The organism is Ornithinibacter sp., assembly GCF_035443565.1.
In the GTDB taxonomy this organism is placed as follows: Bacteria; Actinomycetota; Actinomycetes; order Actinomycetales; family Dermatophilaceae; genus Fodinibacter.
Genome location: NZ_DAORSO010000222.1, coordinates 1 through 2,735 on the forward strand (window position 1 = coordinate 1; position 2,735 = coordinate 2,735).

Sequence of the window (2,735 nt, forward strand, 5' to 3'; positions counted from 1 at the left end):
ACCCAGCTTCTGGGTGCGCAGGACGATCGCCTCGTCGCGGTAGAGGGGCACCGCATCATTGTCGGTGCTCGCGCTGACATCGCGGGGATGCCGGGCCGCGCCATCGTGGCAGCGTCCCCGAACACGGGGCTAGCATCGGGCTCGGGTTCGCCGCCAGCTTCGACCCCAACGACAGCGCACCCGTGGAGCGGTCGTTCAGCGGGCAGGTCATCCGGCGAGGCTGAACCCTTTCTGACAGGATGCGGCGGGTGAGAGATGAACCGTTCTTCGAGCCCGCGCCGGACCCCGAGGAGATCCCGGACGAGGGCGAGCAGCTGCTCGACATCCCGTGGATCCCGCCGACGCACATCGCCGGAGTGGTCGCGCCGTTGTCGATCGACCTGTACCGAAGCACCGACGTCGTCAGCAAGATCACCCACGTCGACTGTTACCGCCGAGGGCTCGCCCTGCACATCTCGACATGGGTGCGACCCGGCAGCCAGCCACGCCAGAGCGACCAACGCCAGCACTGGAGGGATCAGGAACCACGCGTCGGGGTGCAACTGGCCGACGGCACTCGACTGGGTCACCGGCACCCGCACTCGCCTCCGCTCGAGGAGGTCGAGGGCGCCAAGGGCGCCGACGAACCCACCGTGTCACTCACGCAGATGGGCGGCGTCGGCGAGATGGGCCGAGCCTCGTCATCCTGGTGGCTGTACCCCATCCCCGACGGCGACTCCTTCGAGGTCGTGGTCGAGTGGTCCCACCTCGGGGTTCCCGAGTCCTCGGCGCGCATCGACCTGGCCGCACTGCGCGATGCCGCGGCCCGCGAGGACGTGTTGTGGGACGCGCCTCCCCCGCCGGGGGAAGGCTTGGGGTGGTTCGCCTATGCACCGATGAGTGGTTCCGCGTTCGGCTCGCACCTGTCGATCGCGCCCGATCCGCAGGAACCGGACGACGACGCCGAGCCGGAGTCGCGCTGAGCTCAGGCGAAGTCGGTGGAGGCGAGCTCGGGGCGGCCGGACTCCACGGCATCCAGGATCTGGCGGGCGACGGCATCCGGGTCCAGTCCCTGCGGCAGGGGCGGTGCCGTCCCCGCGAGCGGACGCCCGGCCAGGCCGGTCTCGGTGTGCGGTGGCCGGATGTCGATGACGTCGACGCCGCAGCGACGTAGTTCGCGGGTGAGGGCCTTGTCGGCCGCGGTCAGTGCGGCCTTGCTGGCGGCGTAGGCCGCCATCCCGGGCAGTGGCTGCTCGGCGACGACGGCGCTGACCTGGGCGACGAAACCTCGTCGCTGCGCCAGGGCCGGCACGACCCGGCGCAGCAGGAACAGCGGGCCGAGCGCGTTGGTGAGGAAGAGCTCCTCGATGACGGCGTCATCGGTGTCCAGGAGCGGCCCGAACGCCACCACCCCGGCGGCGTTGACGAGCCCGTCCAGACCGCCGTGGTGCTCGGTGGCGGCCGCGACCACTCGGTCTCCGAGACCGGCATCCGCGATGTCCCCGACGACGACCGCGGCACCCTCGACGACCGCGCTCAGCCGGGCCTCATCCCGACCGACGAGCACCACGTGGGCCCCGCGCTCGTGGGCACCTCGAGCGATCCGTGACCCCAGGGCGCCCGAGGCGCCAAGCACTGCGACGACGGAACCGGTCAGGGGGTGGGCGCTCATCCCCCCACCCCACGGCATCCGGACACGCACCGCAAGGTGTGTGCAACGTTGTGGACATCCGTTCGAATCGCGTCTATGGTCGCACCGTGTCCGTACTCCAGGGGTCGCTGCTCGACCTGGCCGACGAGGTGATCGTCCATCCCCTCGGCGCCGTGCGCCGAAGCCAGCTCGACGACACCGCCTGGGTCGACCTGAGGCCGGGCTGGATCGGCGGTGCGGACGAGTTGTATACCGCGCTGCGTCGCGACGTGCCGTGGCACGCCGAACGCCGCCAGATGTACGACTCGGTCGTCGACGTGCCGCGGCTCCAGTGCTTCTACGGCGCCGAGGACCCGCTCCCCCACCCTGCACTCGCCGAGTGCCGCGACGCGCTCTCGCGGCACTACGCCCACGAGCTCGGCGAGCCGTTCGTCACGGCCGGGCTGTGCCTGTACCGCGACGGACACGACTCGGTCGCGTGGCACGGCGACCGCATCGGGCGATCACGCGATCAGGACACGATGGTCGCGATCGTCTCGGTCGGCGCGCCACGCGACCTGGTGCTGCGTCCCCGCGGCGGTGGCTCCTCGGTGCGCCTGGCTGCCGGCCACGGGGACCTGCTGGTCATGGGTGGCTCGTGCCAGCGCACCTGGGACCACTGCGTCCCCAAGACCACCAAGGTCGTCGGGCCGCGAATCTCGGTGCAGTTCCGGGTCGCCGGCGTGCGCTGACGCCTGCCACGTGGCTACCCGGAGATCAGCGGACCCAGCGGTGCGGTTGTTCAGTCGTCTCCAAACAACTTTGTGACTCCCCAGCCTGCAAGGGCGCCGACTCCGGCGCCCGCGAACGGGTTTGTGGCACTTCCGGGAAGCACGACCTCAAGCGCAAGGGTGATGCCCACCGCGACGACGATGAACGTGGCGAACCCCACCACCCACTCAATGAGATCCATGCGGCCTCCTAGATCGGGGTGTTGCTTGGGCGCCGAGTACCAGCATCAACCCCTCCCGAGGAGCTATGCATCGACCGTTCGGCCGTGCCCGGAAGGGTGCTCTCGGTGGGTTCAGGCCGGGACGACGGCGTCGCGCTCGGCCCGGTTGACCGC

4 protein-coding genes are annotated in these 2,735 nt (G+C 70.6%); 2 read left to right on the plus strand and 2 right to left on the minus strand.

What is annotated here, in order from left to right; all coding sequences use genetic code 11:
- Positions 1–248: 248 nt before the first annotated feature.
- Entirely contained in the window at positions 249–962 is a 714-nt protein-coding gene (locus PLL68_RS13630; protein WP_324534975.1) for a hypothetical protein, read from the plus strand.
- Between the two features lie 2 nt (positions 963–964).
- Here the strand turns inward: PLL68_RS13630 and PLL68_RS13635 are convergent, their stop codons facing one another.
- A complete protein-coding gene (locus tag PLL68_RS13635; protein WP_324534977.1) occupies positions 965–1,651 on the minus strand; it encodes an SDR family NAD(P)-dependent oxidoreductase in 687 nt (228 codons plus the stop codon).
- A gap of 86 nt (positions 1,652–1,737) precedes the next feature.
- On the opposite strand from PLL68_RS13635, the gene PLL68_RS13640 reads away from it, so the two are divergent.
- Entirely contained in the window at positions 1,738–2,361 is a 624-nt protein-coding gene (locus tag PLL68_RS13640) for an alpha-ketoglutarate-dependent dioxygenase AlkB (protein ID WP_324534979.1), read from the plus strand.
- A 50-nt stretch (positions 2,362–2,411) separates the two neighbouring features.
- Here PLL68_RS13640 and PLL68_RS13645 read toward each other — a convergent pair whose 3' ends face one another.
- A complete protein-coding gene (locus tag PLL68_RS13645) occupies positions 2,412–2,582 on the minus strand; it encodes a hypothetical protein (protein ID WP_324534981.1) in 171 nt (56 codons plus the stop codon).
- Positions 2,583–2,735 lie beyond the last annotated feature (153 nt).

Bases quoted from the DNA above. Each gene is read 5' to 3' on its own strand.
- PLL68_RS13645 (WP_324534981.1), bottom strand. From the start codon at position 2,582: ATGGATCTCATTGAGTGGGTGGTGGGGTTCGCCACGTTCATCGTCGTC.
- PLL68_RS13635 (WP_324534977.1), bottom strand. From the start codon at position 1,651: ATGAGCGCCCACCCCCTGACCGGTTCCGTCGTCGCAGTGCTTGGCGCC.